The organism is Treponema sp. C6A8 (assembly GCF_000619925.1).
Lineage (GTDB): Bacteria > Spirochaetota > Spirochaetia > Treponematales > Treponemataceae > Treponema_D.
Genome location: NZ_JHVB01000001.1, coordinates 693,322 through 713,424 on the forward strand (window position 1 = coordinate 693,322; position 20,103 = coordinate 713,424).

16 protein-coding genes are annotated in these 20,103 nt (G+C 40.7%); 1 reads left to right on the top strand and 15 read right to left on the bottom strand.

The window, feature by feature from the left end:
- Positions 1 to 8 precede the first annotated feature (8 nt).
- The 9 genes from T530_RS0103135 to prfB all read right to left on the bottom strand — a co-directional run bounded on the left by T530_RS0103135 (position 9) and on the right by prfB (position 9,429).
- Positions 9 to 1,082: a hypothetical protein gene (locus T530_RS0103135; protein WP_027727770.1), complete on the bottom strand. Its 1,074-nt coding sequence runs from the start codon at positions 1,080 to 1,082 to the stop codon at positions 9 to 11.
- Positions 1,069 to 1,482 carry a UvrB/UvrC motif-containing protein gene (locus T530_RS13380; protein ID WP_051537785.1) on the bottom strand — a complete coding sequence of 138 codons (414 nt, stop codon included), beginning with the start codon at positions 1,480 to 1,482 and terminating at the stop codon, positions 1,069 to 1,071. The genes T530_RS0103135 and T530_RS13380 overlap by 14 nt, the downstream gene beginning before the upstream one ends.
- The gene (locus T530_RS0103145; protein ID WP_027727771.1) at positions 1,479 to 2,744 is read right to left on the bottom strand and encodes an FtsX-like permease family protein; all 1,266 of its coding nucleotides are present in this window, start codon (positions 2,742 to 2,744) and stop codon (positions 1,479 to 1,481) included. The genes T530_RS13380 and T530_RS0103145 overlap by 4 nt, the downstream gene beginning before the upstream one ends.
- Positions 2,745 to 3,452, bottom strand: a complete 708-nt coding sequence (locus tag T530_RS0103150) for an ABC transporter ATP-binding protein (protein WP_197018233.1) — start codon at positions 3,450 to 3,452, stop codon at positions 2,745 to 2,747.
- A complete protein-coding gene (locus T530_RS0103155; RefSeq protein ID WP_051537787.1) occupies positions 3,442 to 4,824 on the bottom strand; it encodes an ABC transporter permease in 1,383 nt (460 codons plus the stop codon). The genes T530_RS0103150 and T530_RS0103155 overlap by 11 nt, the downstream gene beginning before the upstream one ends.
- Positions 4,799 to 5,695, bottom strand: a complete 897-nt coding sequence (locus T530_RS0103160; protein WP_027727774.1) for a hypothetical protein — start codon at positions 5,693 to 5,695, stop codon at positions 4,799 to 4,801. Before T530_RS0103160 ends, T530_RS0103155 begins: the two co-directional genes overlap by 26 nt.
- Positions 5,670 to 6,539: a signal recognition particle-docking protein FtsY gene (gene ftsY / locus T530_RS0103165; RefSeq protein WP_027727775.1), complete on the bottom strand. Its 870-nt coding sequence runs from the start codon at positions 6,537 to 6,539 to the stop codon at positions 5,670 to 5,672. The genes T530_RS0103160 and ftsY overlap by 26 nt, the downstream gene beginning before the upstream one ends.
- Positions 6,536 to 8,311, bottom strand: a complete 1,776-nt coding sequence (locus T530_RS0103170; RefSeq protein ID WP_027727776.1) for a hypothetical protein — start codon at positions 8,309 to 8,311, stop codon at positions 6,536 to 6,538. The genes ftsY and T530_RS0103170 overlap by 4 nt, the downstream gene beginning before the upstream one ends.
- Positions 8,295 to 9,429 (bottom strand): peptide chain release factor 2 gene (gene prfB, locus T530_RS0103175; RefSeq protein ID WP_156011511.1). Its coding sequence is split into 2 segments (ribosomal slippage): positions 8,295 to 9,359 and positions 9,361 to 9,429, totalling 1,134 coding nucleotides; the frame shifts between segments, so codons are not numbered across the junction. The genes T530_RS0103170 and prfB overlap by 17 nt, the downstream gene beginning before the upstream one ends.
- A 57-nt stretch (positions 9,430 to 9,486) precedes the next feature.
- Between prfB and T530_RS0103180 the strand changes: the two genes are divergently transcribed.
- The gene (locus T530_RS0103180; RefSeq protein ID WP_027727778.1) at positions 9,487 to 10,359 is read left to right on the top strand and encodes a tol-pal system YbgF family protein; all 873 of its coding nucleotides are present in this window, start codon (positions 9,487 to 9,489) and stop codon (positions 10,357 to 10,359) included.
- Between the two features lie 147 nt (positions 10,360 to 10,506).
- On the opposite strand, the gene T530_RS0103185 is transcribed toward T530_RS0103180, so the two are convergent.
- The 6 genes from T530_RS0103185 to T530_RS0103210 form a co-directional block, all read right to left on the bottom strand.
- Positions 10,507 to 12,594 carry a lipopolysaccharide assembly protein LapB gene (locus T530_RS0103185; protein ID WP_081773652.1) on the bottom strand — a complete coding sequence of 696 codons (2,088 nt, stop codon included), beginning with the start codon at positions 12,592 to 12,594 and terminating at the stop codon, positions 10,507 to 10,509.
- On the bottom strand, positions 12,572 to 13,363 hold the full coding sequence (locus tag T530_RS0103190) for a hemolysin family protein (RefSeq protein WP_027727780.1): 792 nt from the start codon (positions 13,361 to 13,363) through the stop codon (positions 12,572 to 12,574). Before T530_RS0103190 ends, T530_RS0103185 begins: the two co-directional genes overlap by 23 nt.
- Positions 13,360 to 13,839 carry an rRNA maturation RNase YbeY gene (gene ybeY / locus T530_RS0103195; protein ID WP_027727781.1) on the bottom strand — a complete coding sequence of 160 codons (480 nt, stop codon included), beginning with the start codon at positions 13,837 to 13,839 and terminating at the stop codon, positions 13,360 to 13,362. Before ybeY ends, T530_RS0103190 begins: the two co-directional genes overlap by 4 nt.
- Positions 13,839 to 15,647: an HD family phosphohydrolase gene (locus T530_RS0103200; RefSeq protein ID WP_027727782.1), complete on the bottom strand. Its 1,809-nt coding sequence runs from the start codon at positions 15,645 to 15,647 to the stop codon at positions 13,839 to 13,841. Before T530_RS0103200 ends, ybeY begins: the two co-directional genes overlap by 1 nt.
- Positions 15,631 to 16,569 (bottom strand): PhoH family protein, encoded by a 939-nt coding sequence (locus tag T530_RS0103205; RefSeq protein WP_027727783.1) that lies wholly within the window; start codon positions 16,567 to 16,569, stop codon positions 15,631 to 15,633. Before T530_RS0103205 ends, T530_RS0103200 begins: the two co-directional genes overlap by 17 nt.
- Positions 16,570 to 16,692: 123 nt before the next feature.
- Complete coding sequence (locus T530_RS0103210; protein WP_027727784.1) at positions 16,693 to 20,088, bottom strand: LPS-assembly protein LptD; 3,396 nt, start codon at positions 20,086 to 20,088, stop codon at positions 16,693 to 16,695.
- Positions 20,089 to 20,103 lie beyond the last annotated feature (15 nt).

The window sequence follows — 20,103 nt, forward strand, 5'->3', positions numbered from 1 at the left end:
GTAAAGGATTAGTTTACTGCAATTTTTTCAAAAGCCTGTTGAATTACAATCGCTCTCAGGCGCTGCAACTGGGCGCTCAGGTCGTTTTTAAGGTCTTCCTCGTAAGAAAAAGCGTAGTTGTCATTCACATAAAGAATATGACCGTGCTTTGCCCTGTAATACAAGGCATTCAGCTCCTGCCCGGTAATCCCAGTTACTCTGCCAGTCTGTAAACCGAACTTCATTACGCTGATAATATCCGCCGCTTCATCGTAAGTAAGCAGAAGCGAATACATTGCCTTAGCGTAAGCCCTTTTTACAAAATTTAAGAGTATTGTAGGATTATTATCGGCAAAAGTACGCCGAATCTTGCGTTCTGTTTTTAAAATAATTTCTGCAAGCGAACTGATGTTTGCTGCCTGGTCCAGCTCAGTGCCGTCTGCCGAGTTTCCGGGGAACAAATCAAAAATAAAATTGGAAAAGTTTGCAGAATCCGAAACCTGAAAAACAGGCTGAATGCAGAACTTCTTTTCCTGTACCAGCCCAAGTATTGCATCAAACTGCCCCGAAAGCACAATTGAGGGAATAAAAATACGGTAGGAGATTTTTAGTCCTGTTCCGCAGTCCTTTATCTGAGAAGTCAAATAACCAAAATCATGGCTTGCGGCAAACTGCAGCCTTTTTTGCAAAAGCTCGTCAATTCTGTAAACCTGAGCCATCACCTTTTCGGTTTCAAAGCCGCAGGAAAAAGCTGAAATGCGGACATGATCTATATGATTTACAATAATATTTTCCGAATCATTGTCATTTAAAATTACCGCAGTACAGTCAAAATTCTTATCATCAGTAATGATATTTTTGTCTATGAGAACCTGGCGGCCCTGGGAAAAAATATTTTTGTAATCAATAAAATGAAAGGAATTTTCCCCCTGAATGGCATCGTAAACAAGGGAATTTACCCTCTCCATGTCGTCTGTACTCATTTTCACAGGAAAAGGAAAATCTGCAAGATTGCGGCTGAGACGGATTTTTGTAGAAAGCACTACATCATCATTCTGTCCGCTGACAGAAAACCAGGGAAGAGGTATTTTATTCTTCGCCATTTTTGTCCCCCTTTCCCTCTTTATTTTTTGCTTCTAAATCAATATCAGAATCTGAATCAGTGTCAAAAGTGATTTTTTCACCTGACTCTTCTTCAGAAAAAGAAGCTTCCTTATTCAAAACCTTAAGATAATCCCGGTAAAAAGCGGCCTTTTCGTATTCTTCGGCTTCAATTGCAGCTTCAAGCTTAAACTGCATTTCAACCCGGCTTGTGAGGGTCGACTTATAGCCTTTAAGTTTTTTTGGAAAGCTTCCCTGATAAGGCTTTGTAATTCCGTATTTTTTCAGGGTCTTTTTGAACTCCTGGGCAAAAGTATAATAGCATTCAGAGCAGCCGATCTTCTGAGACTCTGAAATACTTTCGTAAGTCATTCCGCAGACCGGACAGATTTTTTTTGTCATTTCAGCGCCTCCAGAGGTTTTTCTTTACCGGCCCTTACAGAAGGCAGAACGCTTACCAGAACAGAAAGCAGCAGGGTTCCGGCGCATACAAGGACAATCTGCAAAAGCGGAATATCCACAGGAATTGTTTGAAGATAGTAAGCAGGATCCATGAGACGTACTTCGGTAAAAAGATTTACCATGCATTCAAGGCCGCGGATAAGCTGATTTGCAAAAAGAGAAATTAAAAGGCCTGCTGGAAGGCCTATGCAAAGGCCGGAAAAGCCGCAGAAGAGGCCCGTAAGCAAAAAAGAAAGGGTGATTCCGCGCGGCGTGGCGCCCATGCTTTTAAGGATGGCTATTTCGCGGCGGCGTTCCATAACAAGCATTACTATTGCAGAGGAAATATTTATACTTGCCACAAGCACAATCATCATCATTATAAAAACAAGCATAACCTTGGTAGAAGAAAAGTTTTCAAAACGGGCAGAGTTTACCTGCGACCAGCGGTAAACATTGGCATATTGGCCGGCCTCTTTTTTCACTGCCCTCTGGATTGCCATAAGGCGAGGACTGAAAGCATCTTCTGTTTCTATAAGGATATTAAAGTCAGCATTAGTCATAGTAAAGGAACGAAAAAAAGTCTCAATGGGAATAAAAATCCAAAGTTCATCCAGTTCCTGATAGCCGGAAGTTACAATTGCCCCAACTTTGAATGTAGAAAGTTTTGGAAGGACATTCTCCCCCGACTTTCTTGTCGTGATAATCCTGAAACTGTCTCCTGCGTGAACTTTAAGCCTTTCAGCCATCTTCTGTCCTATAATCGCCCCGGAAATAGATGAGGTATCGCCTTCAAGAACTTCAAAAAGTGTTTTAAAGCTTTCATTGCGGGAAAAAATATCACTCTGAACCCCGCGGATATAAGCCCCTGTTCTGACATTCTTTCCAACCGCCAGCGCCGACAGAGTTACTTCAGGGTAAACCGCAGTCACGCCGCTAACCTTTTCAAAGCGGGCCGCATAGGCAGTAAATTTTTCCGCAGATTTAGTCTCTTCAATTCCCTTTGCCACCCTCATTTCCAGATGACTGGAAGAAAGCCCTATTATACGCTCTGTCATTCCGTCAATCATTCCGTTTGTAATGGAAAGGACTGCCACAAGAGGAATTACGCTAAGTCCGATGCATATAATAGCCCCGTAAATACTTTTACGCGCCGAAGATTTTTTTTCAGTTTTTGGGAAAATTAAGCTTTTTGCAAAATACAGGGAGGCCTTTAAAGTCACTTATTTTCCTCCGTTTTCCTTTGCAAGTTTTCCGCCAAGGATTCTGTAAATCTCATCGCCATTTTCTGCAATTTTCATATCGTGAGTTACCAGAAGAAGCGTTTTATTGTATTTTTCCACCATATTGAACAGAAGTCCGCTTATCACACCCGCATTTGCAGGATCAAGATTTCCCGTAGGCTCATCTGCAAGAATTAAGGAAGGGTCATTTATAAGGGCACGGGCAACAGCCACTCTCTGACGTTCTCCGCCGCTAAGCTCTGAAGGAAGATGATTTTTTCTTTCGTAAACTCCGGTATCCTGCAAAAGCTGCTCAGCCTTTTCACGCGCGATTTTTTCAGGAACTCCCGCAATTAAAGCCGGCATACATACATTTTCCAGCGCCGTAAAATCCTTTAAAAGATAGTGAAACTGAAAAACAAGGCCTAAAAAACGCGAGCGGTATTCACAGAGTTCTTTTTCACGAAGTTCAGAAACCTTCCACTTTCCGCTCTTTTCAGTTCCGGCAATTACAGAGCCAGCGGTAATAGAATCAATTCCCCCGATTATATTCAAAAGAGTTGATTTTCCGCTTCCGCTTTCGCCAAGAATTACGATTTTTTTTCCTTCTTCAACTTCAAGATTAAGATCAGAAAGAACAGTAAGCTTTTCGCCTGTTGAAACAAAAGTTTTTTCAAGATTTTTGATGGAAAGTATACTACTCATTATGAAGCACCTCTGCCAGAGTTGATTTTAATACGTTTTTACTTGCAAAAAAACAGGCCGCAAGCGGTGAAATTATTCCAAAAATAAAAATCATAATAACCTCAGACTTAAAAATACGGGCCGGAATATTTGCATAAATGCTGTAAGTCGAATTTTCTTTGATATACATAAGATTTTCACGACTGAAAACCGCTGTAAAAAGATACTGAAAAAAGTAAACGATTTTTGAAGCCCCGTTAAATACCGCATTTGTATTAAGGCTTATGATAATTCCAAGAAGGAGTCCCGCCGCCGAGCCCAGAAGTCCTGTATAAAAACCTCGGGTAATAAAAATCGCCTGAATTTCCTTAGTCCGCGCTCCCAGGGCAGAAAGAATTGCAATCTCCCTCTGCCGTTCAAAAACAAGCCGCCTCATCGCGTTATAAATATTTATTGCCACTACAACAAAAATAAGGCAGACAACCAGCAAAAGCATGTTTTTTTCTATGCGAAGCGCCCCGTAAAAACTCTTATTGTATTCCTTCCACGAGCTGATTTTAGCTCCGTATCCCTCTAAAAGCTTAGTCAGAGCCCGAAGTTCCCTTTCTACCTGAGCCGTATTGTAAACCTTAATTCCCCAGGTCTTTTTCGCATCCTTTCCAAAATACAGGGCCGCATCCTCAAGATTTATAAAACACATGCTGGCATTTATTTCCTGATAGCCGGTTGCAAAAATTCCCTTTACGGTCAAAAGCCTCTGCCCCGAAAAAAGCTCCACATCGCTTGAGCCGCTTAAAACAAAAAGATTTACCTGGTCTCCCACGCGGACTTTCAGATTGTGTGCCAGGGTATTTCCCAAAATGATTCCGCCCCTGCCCGACAAATCAAAGCTTCCCTGTAAAAGAATGATTTCTTTTCTGAAGCCTTCATCCTCGTAGTAAGACTCAGCCGGGATTCCCCGGATTACAGCAGGACTTTCAAATATAGCAGAAGAAGATGATGAAATTTTGCCTCCGGCAAAATCCGGGGGATTAGGCACCGAGCACATTAAAGTCTGCGCCTGATAAAAAGGAGTAAGAGCACGCAGGAGTTTTGAATCCTTACAATGCTGGCTAAGTTTTTGTTCAAGTTCAGCGCCGTCTGCCCCTGAAAGTTCCCCCGAGCCTTCTTCCACCTGAATATGATAAGACTGAGTTTCCAGAATTGCGTCAATAAAACTCATCTGAAAGCCGTTCATAACGCTTGTAACTACAATAAGAGTCATAACTCCAAAGCAGATACCAAGCAGGCTGAGCCGGGAAGTAACCGAAGCCCGGCTTGTCCTGTCTGCCGAAGCAAAACGGCGTGAAATAGAAAAAATTAGCGAAAATTTAGAAATCCAGTTTTTCTTCATCATCAAACTTGTGCACCCTCAAAACCCGGTCTTCCTGGTAAATCACCTCTTTAACCCGGTTATAATCTACAAACCAGGTTTTTACGCTGATTCCTCCGTTAAAAAAATACTGCTGGGTAAAGGATCCCAGAACCTGTGAATATTTTTCCACAGATTTCAATACGTCATTTTCATAATAACTTACATCAGGAGGAATTTCTTCCCCGTCAGCGTTGAGGGGATTATATTTATATTTATATGTTTTTACAAATACGCCTCGGCGCTTTGTATCTTCTTCACTGTTATAGGAAAAAGTTCGCGTACTAATTTCACTAATGCGTTTCTGGCTGTCGTATTTATATCTGCAGATTTCAGTAATATAAGGCCTGTCATTTACCTTTTTGTATTTTTCAGACTTTTCTACAAGATTATCAGGAAGATAGAAAAAACTTTCTCCTTTATCTGCGCTTTCAATGATTTTATTGTAAATGCGTTTTTCCCTTCCGTGATACTTAAAAAACTCCTGCTTTACGATTTTTGAATCACTAAAGCCTGCAATTTCCCAGTGTTCAATTTTTGAAAGTCTGTATTCGTCATCAAAAAACCATCTGGAAGTTTTATTGCCGATCGAATAAACCATTACCCGGCTGCCATCCACCAGGTCAGGCTGAATGACTTCATTTTCAAATTCGCTGAAGCTTAAAAGAGAAGTTTTTTCCTTAAAATCTTTTGAAAGATATTCCGGAACTTCTATTTCAGGAACCTGAAGCTCAGAAATATCAATGTCTGAAAGAGCATCAGCTTCCTGATCTTCAGAAAATCCGGAAACCAAAAGAAGAGAAAAAATAAAAAATGCAGAAAAAAATCTTTTACAGGATTCCCAGGAACTCGTCAATGTATTTCTCCGCATTAAATGGCGCAATATCGCCGTATTTTTCACCTGTACATACAAAAGCAACAGGAATTCCAAGTTCACGGCCAATACTTACAGCAACACCGCCTTTAGCTGTTGAATCGCACTTTGTCATGATGATTGCATCAACCTTTACCGCTTCATTAAAAACTTCTGCCTGGCGCAGGGCATTCTGACCGGTTGTAGAATCAATTACGATGATTTTTTTATAGCAGCCGTCATCAGCTTTAAGGGAACATGTTCGGTCGATTTTCTGAAGCTCGCGAACAAGATTTTCCTTATTGTGAAGGCGGCCTGCAGTATCAGCAATTACAAGGCCAGGTCCCTTAGACTTTACGGCTTCTGCGGCATCAAAAACAACGGCGCTAGGGTCGCTTCCGTGCTGGTGGCTCACAACCCTCACCCCGATTTTTGAACCATGAGTATCAAGCTGTTCGATTGCAGCGGCTCGGAAGGTGTCGGCGCTGGCAAGGACAAGGTTTTCTACTCCACGGTTTTTAAAATAATTTGCAAGCTTTGCAACGCTTGTTGTTTTTCCGACACCGTTTACGCCAAGCACCATCCATACATTCTGCTTTGACATATCCGGCTCCAGGCTGATTTCCCGGATGTTCTGTAATAAAAGCTGCTTAAGTTCAGCAACAATATCCTTCTGTTCACTTATCTTTTTCTGGCGGCAAATCTGTTCAAGTTCATCAGTAATTTCAAAGGCTGTTTTTGCGCCTATATCGCCTTCAACAAGGCTGTCTGTAAGTTCTTCAAAAAATTCTTCGTCTATTTTTTTTGAAAAAAGATTTTTTAATTTTTCGCCGAATGATTTTTTCATTTTACTTCCTCATCTTCAACTTTTTCTTCAGTTTCTATATCGTCTGCATTTTGCTCTGATTCAGTTTCTATAACTTCTTCAGTTTTACGCATTTTCTCAAGTTTTTTAAGTTCTTTCTGCTTCTTTTTTTCAAGTTTTTGTGGAGAAATCGGTTTTGCCTTCTGAGGAAGAACAGAATTTACTGCCATAAAATAGCGGACAAGTTCATAGACAAAAAGGGCTCCGCAGCCTATGGCAATTCCGCCGCAAATCTGGTTTCTTGTCTGCCATTTGAGGGCGTCATCATAAGTTCCGACACCAGAATTAAACTGATTTGCAGAATTAACATAATTTCCGTAAGTGTAAAAATAAGGCACCATAGAAAGCATCAAAAGAGTATAAGTTCCGTACATGATGCGGCGGCGCTTATCAATATAATCATTTACATCGTAGCGAAGGCCTTTTACGGAAACCGTATTTTCATTGCTCAAAAGATTTACAGGAACATAAAAGCTGGTGGAAAAACCGTCATCGCTTATAAACTGACCCAGAATCTGAGTGTCATTTATGCGGATTTTTGCCTGCGGAAAGACGTTTTCTTCTTCAGGAAGAGGCGCAAATGGTTCTGCAAGCGCACCTGCCGCATAAAAACGTCCCGGAAAAGGAGATAAGTTTACGGCATCTATGAAAATTTCTTTTTCAGGCTGCATTGTAACGTCAATCTTATATTTTTTGTTGCCCTCAAAAAAATAGGAAGTTCCCATTTCAAGATAGCCGTCACAGACAAAACGAACGGCATGTACGCCTGACTGAGTTCTTATTGTCGTCATTTTTGGCGGCTGCAAATCATCATCAAAATAAACGCGGACTTTTTCCTTTACCTCTTCTGGCTCCACGCAGATTTCAACATCAACAGGCATACCGTTAGAAAGGGTAATTACAATCTGATGGGCAAGCGAAGCGCTTATCATATCAGCATTTTCGATGAGGCCGACTTCAGAAACCGTGTGATTTAATTTTCCGCCCGGATATTCATATATTTCTACAGTAACAAAATAATATTCCCCGTAATTTGTAACAGTACCGGTAATCAAAGAACGGATTCCTGCATTTACGGCTTCTTTTTCATAATCATAGCTTGTGTAACCGTATTTTTGAGCTGTCTCACTGGCTTCAAAAAGGGCGGTCGTATCATCCTTATACAAATTAATGTCCAGAGAATCGACAAACTCGGCGTCACGATTAAACATATTGTGAAACATGGTCTTTAAGTTTTCTTTTTCACTTGTTTTTTCATCATGATTAAAAAGACCGCGCTGAACAAGTTTTTCTTCACGGATTGATTTTTGCATTGCCTGATCAACTTCTTTTAAGTTATCTGCAATTTTAGTCTTAATGCTTTTTATGGCCTTTTCTTCTTCCTTGATTTTTGAAGCAAGCTTGCGCTTTGAATAATTTTGCAGCAGTAAAGAATCGCGTTTTTTATATTCGGCGGAGAGCTGCAGAAAAAGTGAAAGTCGTGTTTTTCTTAAATCATACAAGGTCTGGTCAAGTTTTTCATCCGGGTAAACAATATGAACAAGGTCTTCATTTAATTTTTCAAGAATTCGGTTAGGAAACATTTCTGCAATTCCCTTTGAAACTGCGGGATCTTCCGACGCTGCAGAAATGTATTTAAAACGTTCAGCGCCCACAACCCACTTTGAAGTATCAGCTGCATAAAGCGGATTTGCGGCGCTTATGAGTAAGGCAAAAATTATAAAAGTCAGGAGATTCCTAAACTTCTTCGTCATCATCCCCGCCGTCCATTGGAAGTCCCTTCCATTTTGCAACAAGGTATGCGTTCATAAATTCGTCTATTTCACCGTCCATTACACTCTGAATGTTTCCCGAAGAAAACTTAGTGCGGTGGTCTTTTACCATTGTGTAAGGCTGGAATACGTATGAGCGGATCTGGCTTCCAAAAGAAATATCCTTTTTTTCTGCGGCAAATTTTGAGTTTTCCTTTTCCTTCTGCTCGCGGTAGTATTCATAAAGACGTGCCTTAAGCATGCTCATACAGGCCTGACGGTTAAAAATCTGGCTGCGTTCTGTCTGGCAGGCAACAACAATTCCAGTAGGAATATGAGTAAAGCGGACAGCAGAGTCTGTTTTGTTTACGTGCTGACCGCCCTTTCCGCCCGCGCGGTAAGTATCTACGCGAAGGTCTTCAGGACGCACTTCAACTTCAATTGTGTCGTCAAGAACCGGGTAAACATAAACAGAGGCAAAACTTGTGTGACGGCGGGCGTTTGCGTCAAAAGGAGAAATACGTACAAGACGGTGAATTCCGCCTTCGCCCTTAAGATAACCGTAAACATAATCGCCGGAAATCTGAATTGTAATAGATTTAATTCCGCCTTCTGCTTCCAGCTGGTCAACAACTTCTGTTTTATAGCCGTGGCGTTCTGCCCAGCGAAGGTACATTCGGCTAAGCATAAAGGCCCAGTCGCAGGCTTCTGTTCCGCCCGCTCCCGCATGAACGGTAAGATATGCGTCGTTCTGGTCAACCTCGCCCGAAAGCAGGTTGAGAATATTTAATTTTTCAAAAGTCTCTTTGCAGGAAGCATACATTGTATTAACTTCGTCTTCGTCGGCAGCATCTCCGCTTTCTACGGCAAGTTCATACATTGCTTCCAGGTCATCAAAATCAGCCTTAAGCTTGCGCCATGGTTCTACGCGATTCTTAAGCTTTCTGATTTGAGACATTACTTTTTCTGCAGCCTTAGGATCATCCCAAAAGCCGGCAGCTTCTGTTAGTTTTTCTTTTTCCTTTATTGATTTATCGATTGCGTCCGAGTCAAAGACGCCCCCAAACAGTGTTGATTTCTTCTTTCAGTTCTTCAATCTGTATTTTTACTTCTTCTAACATAGCCTATACAATAACCTTTTTTTCAAGAATCATCAATCAAATGCCGATTATTAATATATGAAGAAATCTTTTTTTATTTTTGCATTAATTTCAGCATTTTTTGCAAATTCCATCTTTGCCGAGCGCCCTATTGTTCAGGATATTCAGGCTCTTGCGGGTAACTCAAACCGCATAAATCTTTTATGGAATCTGCCGCAAAATCCTGAAAAAGAGATTACACAGCTTTTGGTTTACCGTGACCTTTCTCCGATTTCTTCATATGCCCAGCTTGCAAAACTTGAACCGATTGCAAAGCTTGTTCCAATTCTTACAAGCTACACGGATACAGTCAAAGATTACAAGGATTACTTTTACGCAGTAATTGCAGTTACAGACGAGCCTTATGACATTATTCTTATGTCTATTAACTCAACAGTAACAGGCTGTCATGTTCAGACTGTCGCAAAAAATCCACTGCCAAAAAAAGAAGAAAAAGCTGAAAAGATTTATCCGGAAGGCTCAATGAGGGAAATTCCCCTGCCATATCTTGATTATATTGACGGGCTTGAAAAAGAATATAAGGTTTCACAGGAAGTCGCTGCCAGCGTAAAACCTTTGGGAATAAATGAAAAACGGGAAGTTCCCCGCCTCAGCATTCATATTTTTGAAGAGGATTTGATTTCGCCGGACGGTGGCGATGATTTTCTTCTTTTTGAAGTTTTGAAAACGACTTTTATTCAGAAAAAATACAAAGAAGCGATTGACCAGCTTGAAAAACTGGTTGGAACAAATATCAGCCAGGACACAAGAAACCGCGCCTACTTCTACCTTGGTGAATCGCATTATATGCTGGCACAGTACCCCAGCGCCATCAGAACTTTTGTAAGAATTGAAAACATCTACCCAGCCTTGTGCAAGCAGTGGATAGACAATTCGCTTGATCAATTATAAGCCCAGTTTAAAGAAAATACTTCCGCAAAGAACCGGCTTTTGTTCCGCCGAGAGCGCTGATAGGAAATTATTATACATTTCCAGCGCTCAATGCTCCACAAAAGCCGAACCTTTGCTCCGTATTTTCTTGTAAGTGCAGCTTACTTATTAATAGATTGACCTCAAAATCTCAACAATCGCAGGTTTTTCTACAGCCTTTTTAATCTCGGCAAGAATAGAAGAACCTTCTGTATTCTTTACGACAGGCTTACCCTTCTCGTCCGAGTTTGGAACTGTATCAATTCCTTCTTTTTTATTCTGCTCAGGCACGCTTACCAGAATAATTTCATCATCTACGTTTACGCGGTCGTAAAAACCGTGCTGGGTGATGTCTGCTTCAGAAACTTCTTCGCTGGCCTTTGTGATTTTGATACTACCAACAACATCAGCATCTTTATAAGAAAGCCCGATTCCATTATCCGAAATCTTAAGTCCGCCCTTCTTTACAATCTTGAACTCAGAATCATTTACAACGTTTTCCGATTTTCCAAGGTCAACAAGAACAACCTTGCCGTTACGCTTAAGGATTTTTCCGCGGACTACAAGTTTTTCCAGAACTGAATTACGGAAGCGGCGGAGTACAGTAGAAAATCTGTTGTTTCCGGTTGCGAACCATCTTTCTTCCATAACTGGAGTTCCGGTTCTTCCTGTGTACATGGAAGCCTTAAGGGTAATATCCTCTTCTGATTCACTTGAGTTTACAAGAATAAAATAATCAAAATTACTTCCCCGGGCAATTTTATAGGCTTCGCTGTAGCCGCTTACAGGCGTTACCTGAGTTTTTACAGAGGTAATTGCAACGCCGGAAAATACATCACCAGCCGCAAAGGCTGTAAGGCGTTCTGTATCAGCGTGATTAAAGCTTGTGTTCTGGTCTACATAGAAAACTGCAATGTTCCAGCGGATTTTATCAAGATAAAAAGGTTCTACTTCCCACTTTTTGGCAATTGTTGTTCCCAAAAGTGATTTATAGCCTTCAATTGTGTCTTTTAAAGTCTGATTAATTGAATCCGGCGAATTATTCTGGATAAAATCCAGCTGTTCAAGATAAAGCTCATGCATTCCGTTCATTTCAAGAATGTCAGCATATGAAAGGCGGGCTTTTACATTGGCAGGATCAAGAAGAAGAGCCCTCTGATATTCGTAAACAGCCCCCAGCTTATCAAAGCGGCTTTCATACTGAAGGGCATTTGTAATGTGATATTGAGCCCATTCCTTACGGCGGCTGTCATCCATTGGAAGAGTCGTTCTCGCAGTAAGCTCAAGCTGAGTTCTCATCATTTCATCCTGAGGCGAAACAGAAAGTCCCGCATCCCAGGTATCAATGGCATCATCATAAAGGCCAAGCTTATTCTGGGCAATTCCCTTTAAATACCAGGCTTTTCCGTTTGTACGGTTTCTGCTGATTAAAAAGTCACTTATATCAATTACATCGTTATAGCGGCCTTCAGAATACAAAATTGCTGATAAAAGCTGATAGCCAGGCTCAAAGTTTTTATTGAGTTCAAGGGCAATTCTAACGTGCTTTTCAGCCTGAGTAATTTCACCCTTCATAAAGTAAATGAGGGCTGAAAGAAAGTGAACTTCACTTTCCCCCGAATAAAGCTGCATTGCCTGATTCAAAAACTTTTCAGACTGCTTGTAGCGGCCGGTTTCTGCGCAAATCAGGGCCATAGAAAGAAGAGCCTTTCTGTTCCCGGATTCACGGCGAAGGGCTTCTGAATACTGCTGTTCAGCGCCTGAAAATTTTCCGTCATAAAGTTCAAGTTCTGCAAGACCAAAATGAGCGCTTACGTCATTCGGGAAGTCCTGCAGGATTTTATTAAAAAGAGCCTTTGCTTCTTCCGCGCGACCAAGCGCCAGATAAAGCATTCCCTTTAAATTTTCAATTTTGCTGTTATGCTTTTCAAGATTTTCAGCTTTTTCAAGATAAGTCAGGGCAAGCTCAAACTCCCCCATTTTGTAAGAACAGCTTGCAAGATGATACCAGGCATCGGAATATGAAGGATTTAAGTTTACAACCTGAAAAAAACTCTGTCCTGCATCGAACCAGTTTTCCTGGGCTTCATAGGAAAGTCCCTGGTCAAATAAGGCAAGAGGACTATTCTGGCTGGCTGCAGGCGCCGCATAGAGATTGCCGGCAGTAAATAAAGCTAAAACTAAAAGTGTAAACTTATTCTTCCTTGTTTTCATCATTTTCACTGTTTTTAATTACCTTTATTACATTGATTCTGTGGCCTTCCATGTTCTGAACGATAAAATCAAATCCATTCCAGGAAGTTTTTTCATATTTTACAGGAACTTTTCCGAACAAATCGAAGACAAATCCGCCCAGAGAATCAAAATCTTCTTTAGGGAAGTCTGAACCGATTGCTTCATTTAAATCATCAAGATTTACGCGGGCATCACAAAGCCAGATATTTTCGCCGGCAGAAATGATGTCCTCTTTTTCGTTGTCGAATTCATCCTGAATATCGCCGACAATTTCTTCAATAATATCTTCCATTGTAACAAGGCCGGAAATTCCACCATACTCGTCAATTACAACGGCAATATGAAGGTGCTGGCGCTTGAATTCACGAAGAAGGGAGTCAATTCGCTTGCTTTCCGGAACAAAATAAGCGCGTCGGATAATTTTTTTAAGGTCAATTTCAGAATCTTCAAGAAAAAGCTTGAGAAGGTCTTTTACATAAAGAATGCCGGTTACGTTATCAATTGAATCCTGATAAACCGGGAAACGTGAATGTCCGCTAGCAATCAGTTTATGAAGAAGCTCGTCGCGGGGAGTGTCAGCCGCAATAAAGTCTACGTCGATGCGGGGAACCATAACTTCCTTAACGGCAGTTTCTGAAAGTCCCTCAACGCCTTCAATCATATCCTCTTTTTCTTCTTTCAGAATTTCCTTTTGGGCAGCGGACAATTCTTCTGTATGTGAAGACTTTTTCTTTTTCTTAAAAAAACTCATTTTATTACGCTCTCATTTTTTAATTCTTTTAACAAATTTTCCTGCTTTACAAGCATTTCACAGACAGGCTCTACGCCTTTTTCTATGTGCTCAGGCTCGTGGTCATAGCCGTTCAAATGAAGAAGGCCGTGAACCAGAAGCCTTTTTATTTCGTCATTTTCAGTCTGTTCAAAGTAGGCGGCATTTACAGGAAGAGTGTCCAGGCTGATTGCAATGTCGCCTGCGCATTTCCAGACTCCCTCTTCATCTTCATATTCGTCACCGTTTTCAAAGGAAAGAACATCAGTTGCGCTGTCAATTCCGCGGAAATTCTTATTGAGTTCCCGAATATAATCGTCATTACAAAAAAGAATACTGATTTCTTCCCCATCAAAGCCGAACTTTTCCATAACAAGGTCAACAAAAGGCTCAACATTATCAAGCCATAAAGGAGAGTCTATTTCTTCCTGAACAGAAATTAAAATGCGGTTTGCCATTACTTTTCCGCCTTTTCTGTTTTTTCAGTTTTAGGAGCTTCTTCTTTTGCAGCCTTAGCTCCCTCTTTTTCTTTTTTTGCAAGAGCCGCAGCACGGGCATTTGCAGCTTTTTCTGCAGCAGAAAGGGGCTTTTCAGCAGTCTCGTTTTTTTCTGTCTTATCCTTACCCTCTTCATTCTGATCTGGATATTCAATTCGGCTGTGATAGTAGCCTGCAAGAATCTGAACAAAGGCTTCCTTAATGCGCTTAACATCGCGGAAGGTCAAAGGACAGTTATCAAGCTGCTTGTGTTCAATTTTTCCGTTGATTAACTGAGTTACAAAAGCTTCCAGACGAGGAACAGAAGGACTCTTCAAGGTTCGGCAGGCAGCTTCTACGGTATCTGCAAGCATGACAACGGCTGATTCGCGGGTTGTAGGAGGATTTCCTGAATATGAAAATTCCTCAGGACTCAAAGTGTCGTCAAGTTCCTTTGCTTCATTATAAAAATAGGCAATCAGGCTGTTTCCGTGATGTTCTGCAATAATATCAATTACAGCCTGAGGCAGATGAAGCTGATGAGCCTTTTCCACGCCCTTACGAACGTGACTCTTGATAATCGAGCGTGAAAGAGACGGGTTCAAATCATCGTGCTTGTTTTCACCCTTCTGATTTTCAACAAAGTATTCAGACTGCTCAATTTTTCCTATATCGTGGTAGTAGGCGCCGACGCGAGCAAGCAATGCGTTTGCCTTGATTTCGCGGCAGGCATTTTCAGAAAGCTGGGCAACCATCAGGGAATGCTGATAGGTTCCGCTTGCCTGAACCAGCATTTTTCTCATAAGAGGATGATTCAGGTCGGAAAGTTCCATAAGGCGGAAAACCGAAGCAGTATTAAGCATGATTTCAAGCGGAGTCAAAAGACCAAGCGTTAAAATTCCCGAAAGGAAGCCGTTGGCTGCAACACCGCCCAAAAGTTCAGGAAGTTCTGTAAATGTTTCATTGAAAATTACGTGGATAATCACCATAAAAACGCAGTTGAAAATTGCAAGGGTGATTGAAGCAAAAACAAGATCAAGGCGGCGGTCAATTTTACGGACGATTGCCGCTGAAGTAAGGGAGGTTGCAAGAGTGTAAACAAAGGTCTGAACCTGACAGTCGCTGGAAATCAAAACTCCAAGCGAAAGCACAAAGGAAAGCAGAACTGCCGCAACGTTTCCGTACAGAATTGTAACCAGCATTACAAAAAGCGATGCCGGAATAATAATACAAATAGAATAGGAATCTGAAAAAATTGACATTTTGCCGCAGAAACTGACGACCACGTACAAAAGCACGAAGAAAATCATCTGTAAGAGCGGCTCACGAACATATATCTTCCGGTTGAAAGGTACAAAGCAGTAAAGCAGGTACCACATAATCGCCAGCAGCAGTAAAAAAAGCTCGGCATTTGCAAAAGCCCGGTAATCAATGTAGAGCGGAGAAGCCGACATTTTTTTCAGCTTGGCATAGCCTTCTTCTGTAATCGGGAAGCCCTTCTTTATGATTTTTTCGCCCTTTTCTATTGAAACCGGATCCAGTTCATCAGGCGGCAAATCTTTTTTAGCTATAATAGTACGGTCAGAAATCTGATTGATTTCATAATCGGAAAGTGAAAAATCAGCAATAGTCTGAACAGTACTGATTTTTACAAAGTTAAGGGCAGAAACCATCAGCAATCCTACAAAAAATAGGATTAAATAGAGATAATTTTTAGAAATGTAAGCGCCCATGGACTGGAAATATAATCCAAAAACCCCGGGATTATTCTTCTTAGTATTGTTTTTCATTCTCGTATGCCTTTACAATCTGTTTTACAAGATAGTTTCTTACAACATCTTCTGCTGTAAGCTCCATAAAGCCTATGTCTTCTATTTTATATAAAATCTGAATGGAATGCATTAGTCCGGATGGTGTTTTATGAGGTAAATCTATCTGAGTAGGATCGCCTGTTACAAAAACTTTTGAATTGTCACCCATGCGGGTAAGGAACATCTTCATCTGAGGAATTGTCGCGTTCTGGGCTTCATCAAGAATTACAACAGCATTATTAAGGGTACGACCTCTCATATAGGCAAGCGGCGCTGTTTCAATAATGCCGGCTTCAAAAAGTCGTTTTACAGTTTCTACAGGAAGAACGCTTTCCATTGCATCTTTTAAAGGCCGCATATAAGGGTCGATTTTCTGTTCAAGATCGCCCGGCAAAAATCCAAGGTTTTCCCCCGCTTCTACAACCGGACGGGTAATAATCAATTTTGATTTTTTGTGACTTAAGATGAGGCTGAGTGCTTCTGCCACCGCAAGAAAAGTCTTTCCGCTTCCAGCGCTGCCCGTACAGAAAACCATATCCTTTGTCTGAAGAAGATTGATGTATTCAGCCTGATGCTGAGTACGGGCATAAACCCGTTTAAGTCCGCCCGGAATCATAATTACAGCTTCTTCGGCTTTAGGCTTTTTATGTGTATTTAAAACAGAAACTACAATATCTTCGCCGTTTTTTCCGCCAGCTGCAACTTCATCAATAATGCGGTCTACAATGAACTGGAATTTCTGGCGTATCAGCGGGTCTTCGTCTTCTACGGAAAGCTCGTTTCCTTTTGTAAAGACAGGTACGCCCAAATGTTCTTCTATGAGTCTAAGGTTGCTGTCATTTGTTCCACACACACAAGAAAGTACATTATGGTCAGGAACAACAATCGTGTAATCTTTCATTAAGTATTTCTATTATAAGGTTAAACACGCTAAAAAGCAATTTCCTACAACATTTTGCCTCGCAAAATGTTAAGCGATGGTAGTTTTCATTCGGAATTTGGAGTTTAGATTACGACCATCGCACTATTGGAAAGTCCAGTCTCCGTAATTATCTTTAATCTGAGTCTTCATACTCTGCATTGGCTTCCATACGACACCGATGGTGATATAAGGATTCAAATCGTAATGGCTTGTTCCGTTTTCTGTAAGAAGACGAGGCGCAAAACTCCAGGTCATGCTGAAATCCCAGTCGTGAAGACTGTGGGTAACTTCCATATTAAGAGATTTGAGCTTAAAGCCGGATGCCTTTCTAAGAGATTCATTATCAAAACGGAATGAATTCCATAAATCCTTCCACATATTATCTTCACCAGGAACACGTCCTTCATGTCCTGCCATTTTCTGGAAATAACGGTAAATAACCGAGTTCTGGGTTGTTGAAGAAAATTTTATATAGAAGAAATTATTCAAATTAAAGGTGATTGAAGGAGTAAAAATAAAATATGAGTTTGTTGGTCGAATTAAATCGGCCGTTATGCTGGTAGTAAGGCCCGGTGCCACAGAAATTCGGTTAAACCAGCGGTAATAAGTTTTTGACGGCATTGTATAGGCAAAAGAATAACTGTAAGGAAGAAATTCTTTTTTTGAAGTAGTTCCGTCTGCTTCCTTGCGTTCCACCCATTTGTTATTTTCAAAATCATAGCCCTGAGTATAGGACATTACATATGATGTAGAAAAACCGTACCAGCTTGAAGAAAGTTTTAAGCTCGAATGATATTTTTCTTCAAGGTTATAGTTATAGGATTCTGAAAAAGAAAGTGTTGAACCTAAAACTGTGCCGGACACTGTCGTAGACTGCTGAATATCTTTCCAGTCCCACTGGTCATCCCAGTCAGAAGCGTTTTTATTTTTTTCCTGAATACCTGTTGTGACAGTTTCAGTAACATAAGGAAATACTAAAGTTAAAGTTCCGGTATACTGTCGCAAAAGAGGCGGCATTACCTGACTGAAAGTAAGAGTCTGCTTGAACTTTTTGTCCATTTCGCAGAGGCCGAAAATAAAATCAAGGGAATTGACTGTAACACAGTTTTCATCACCCCAGTCAAGAGTATAATACTTGTAGTCAGGAGTATCTGCATCGCCAATAAATTCCTGGCGGAAAAGCTTTGCAGTAGAACTCCACTTTAAGCCGGTCTCACAGAACAAAGGAACATAAGCAAACGGGAAAAGACTGATTGTGTTGGTAGTTGAAATATCCTGAGATTCAGCCTTATAGTCGGTTACTTTAAGAGTATCAGCCTGGGATTCTGTATAACCGCCGCCCGAAGTACCTTTTGTATTTATATATGGATGCTTCTGATAAATCGGACTGTATGAGAAAGAATTAGTAGCAGAGAAAACACTTGTTCCATAAGTAAGATTATTTGAAAGACTTACAGGAAGCTTGATTGTGTACATTGAAGATTTTATGTTAGTCCAGTCAAAATCACTGCCGGTTTTTATGTATTCAGATTCTGTTGAATAGGCAATCTGAGTAAGAATGGAAGGCGTAAAGGTATAGCCAAGTTTATAGACAAAGCCTTCTGCAAGACTTTCCGTAGAAGATGAAAAATCCAGATCAGGGAAAATTGGTTCAATATTTCCGTTTCCAAAAATTTCATTTGCAGAAGCAACTTTTTCATCCTTTGCAGCTTCTTCAGGCTTTTTTTCGGCCTCATTTTCTGTCGCTTCAGCAGCTTCCTTTTCTTTTTTCAGCTCATCCTCTGTTTTTAATTCATCTGCTTTATTGAGGGTAATTGCAAATTCCTCTTTTTTTGATGAAGTCTTAAAGCCGTTTCCAAAAGGTACTTCCAGAAGAGTTCCTGCAAAATTAAAGGAAAGGGAAAGAGGCGTTGCCTGAGACGGGGCATAGAATTTATTGATATATGAATTTCCATCAATAATATAATGATGTTCAGAACTCAAAGTGCCCGTTGCATCATATTCTGTAGGCTTCATAGTTAGAGTTGTAAACTGAACAGAAGATGTCAGGTTATAACTCATCGTAGAGAAAAACTGCTTTAAGGGTGACGGCAAAGAAATCGCCTTTGAAGAAGTAAGTGTCCAGGCAAAGTTTGAATATTCACTTACAGTAATCGTTTCTGTAGAATTCTGAATTGTATTAAGATCAAGAAGATATGAAATCCAGTCCATGTATTCAGTACGGTTAGTAATAAAATCATACTGATAATAAGGATCTGAAAACAAAGGCATTTCCAGAGTAAGGTTTACAGGATTTGAAAGCTGCAGGCCGAATTTTCCGCCATAACGGAAAGGAAGTTCATTTCCCAAAAAATTAGATTTATCTGAGTAAGTTGTTCCCGTAGTCGGATTATATGGATAATACTTTGAACCGCTTGTATAAATTGTTTTTGAAAAACCAAGTCCAAAATCGGTGACTAATGATGTTACATATTTTTCTGAAGGCTTAAAAACTCCTGAAAAACCGACCATAGTTCCCAAAGTAGAATACCAGTCCACCATCAGCTTAAAATATTTTGAAGTATCGCCTGAATAATTTTCTTCCAGATTATGAAGGACAAGACCTTCAAGACGCTGTTTTTTAAGCTGGGAAGGTTTCATAAAGTTATAAAGGCCTTTAAGAGAATCTGCCGCAGCGGAAGAATTTGTATCAGAGGACGTTGTAGAACTAGATGACGAAGAAGATGATGTTGTTGTCGAAGAAGATGTATCAAGAGGCTTTCGGCCATAAAGATAAACTGTATTTTCTATAAAGTAACCTTCTCGGCGGCGGTAACCAAACACAGGATTGAAGACCAGTTCGTCTTTCGGATAGTAAAAAGCCGGAAGATAAAGAACAGGAATCTCTCCCACGTACAAAAGGGCGTTGAAAAAGGCAAACTCTCCGCCAGGAAGCAGCCAGGTACGGGAGGCGTCAATGTGCCAGTGAGGATTCACATCATCACAGAATGTAAGGCTTGAGTTCTTGAAGGCGATTGCATTTGAAGCGCCCTTACCAAACATATCAGAAAATACGATAAGGGTAGAACCAGATGGCAGATTGATTGCATCAGACTGGGTCTGAACAACCTTACCGCCGTCAAAAACGCCTTCAAGAGTACTGGTATTTAATAAGAAGGAGTTTGCAGTTGTTTTATCGTTACCGGAAGCGGCGCCTGTTGTGGCAATAGAAACATTTCCTTCGGCATAGAGCATTTCTGTCTGGCGGTCATAGCTTACAAAGTCTGCTGAAATTTCTGAGGTGACATTTCCCTTTTTTACGCTGATTTTTACCTGGCCTTTCAAAACGATTGTATCGTTTCCGGTCTCTTCAGATTTTTTATAGGAAGTCTGACTGGCGTTGTTAATTGTGATTACAGTAGTTTCAGGCTCGTCGGCATAAAGCCCCCCCGCCCCGCAAAGAAACAGCGCGATAGTGAGGAAAATTGATTTTACGAAACTACATTTTTTTAAATTCACTTTTTTATCAGATTG